This is a genomic window from Rhizobium sp. AAP43 (genome assembly GCF_001296045.1).
Classification (GTDB): Bacteria; Pseudomonadota; Alphaproteobacteria; order Rhizobiales; family Rhizobiaceae; genus Allorhizobium.
Map to the genome: position 1 here is coordinate 1 of NZ_LJHS01000011.1, position 1,520 is coordinate 1,520.

Annotated in this window: 1 protein-coding gene; it reads left to right on the forward strand. The window is 68.0% G+C overall.

The annotated features are described in order from the left end of the window. Window positions 1-96: 96 nt before the first annotated feature. The coding region (gene hcp, locus IP76_RS08600; protein WP_156318525.1) for a hydroxylamine reductase at window positions 97-1,520 on the forward strand (1,424 nt) is incomplete at its 3' end.

Below are 1,520 nucleotides of genomic sequence, written 5' to 3' on the forward strand. Positions count from 1 at the left end.
CCCGCTGGTAGGCTTTTCTATTCTCGTGCGGGCTTCTGGTCGCTTGTGCGGTCTGTCACTCCACCCCAACCCCCCTCCCGCTCCCAGTGATCGGCCTTGCCCACCCTTGCTGCCATGGCTTCCCGGCAAGCTGCGCGCTCCCTGCGCACGCTGGGCAGCCGCCTGGCCTCCAGTAGCCTCGCCACAGGAGCCGCGCGTGCCAGCCCGGCGCTGCTGAGCCGCGCCTTTTCTGCCGCCGCTGAGCCCGCCCCTGCCAAGCCCATCATGGAGAATGCCATGTTCTGTTACCAGTGCGAGCAGACCAAGAACGGCACCGGCTGCACCACCAAGGGCGTGTGTGGGAAAACCCCCGAGACCACGGTGCTGCAGGACCTGCTGACCTACAGCGTCAAGGGGCTGTCCTGCTGGGTGCACTGGGCGGCCGCGCAGGGTGTGCAGGTGCCGCAGGAGGCGTACAACTTCATCCAGAGTGCCACCTTTGCCTGCCTGACCAACGTGAACTTTGACGATGCGCGCTTCAAGGAGTATGTCCAGGAGAGCCACCGCATGGTGGACGCTGTGGAGGCCGCCTGCCGCGCCGCCGGCGTCGACGGCGCGCCCCCCGCCCCCGAGGGCCTGCCCCAGTTTGATCTGCTGGCCCACCCCGCCCAGTGGCGCCTGGACCAGGGCTTCCTGGCCGGGTCCTCGCTGTCCCAGCTGGTGGCACTGGGCCAGATGACCAGCCTGGAGCACCGGCGGCACAAGATCGACCCCACCATCCTGGGCCTGCAAGAGATGCTGACCTACGGCCTGCGCGGCCTGGCGGCCTACACCCACCACGCCGCCATGCTGGGCCAGCGCTCCGCAACCGTGGACAAGTTCATCGCAGAGGCGTACGCGTTCCTCTGCTCCCCTGATGCCTCGGACGTCGGCAAGGTGCTGGGCATGATCCTGCGGACGGGCGAGGTCAACCTGGAGAGCATGGCGCTGCTGGACGGCGGGCATGTGGCCAAGTTTGGCCACCCGGAGCCCTCCCCCGTGCGGCTGAGCCCGCGCAAGGGCAAGGGCATCCTGGTGTCGGGGCACGACATGGAGGACCTGCGCCAGCTGCTGGACCAGACCGAGGGCACCGGCATCAACGTGTACACCCACGGGGAGATGCTGCCCGCCCACGGCTACCCCGGCCTCAAGAAGTACAAGCACCTGGCAGGCAACTTCGGCAACTCATGGTGGCGCCAGCAAAAGGACTTTGCCGAGTTTCCGGGCCCCATCCTGATGACCACCAACTGCATCATCGAGCCCCGCCCGGGCTACTCCAAGCGCATCTTCACTACCGGCGAGGTCGGGTGGGAGGGGGTGAGCCACATCGACGGCACCGTGGGCGAGAAGAAAGACTTCTCCGCCCTCATCAAGGCCGCCCAGGAGGCCCCCGGCTTTGCCTCTGAGCCCGAGGACCAGGGCGAGCAGCCCCGGACCGTGACCACGGGGTTTGCGCGCAACGCGGTGCTGGGCGTGGCGGGCGAGGTGGTCAAGGCGGTGCA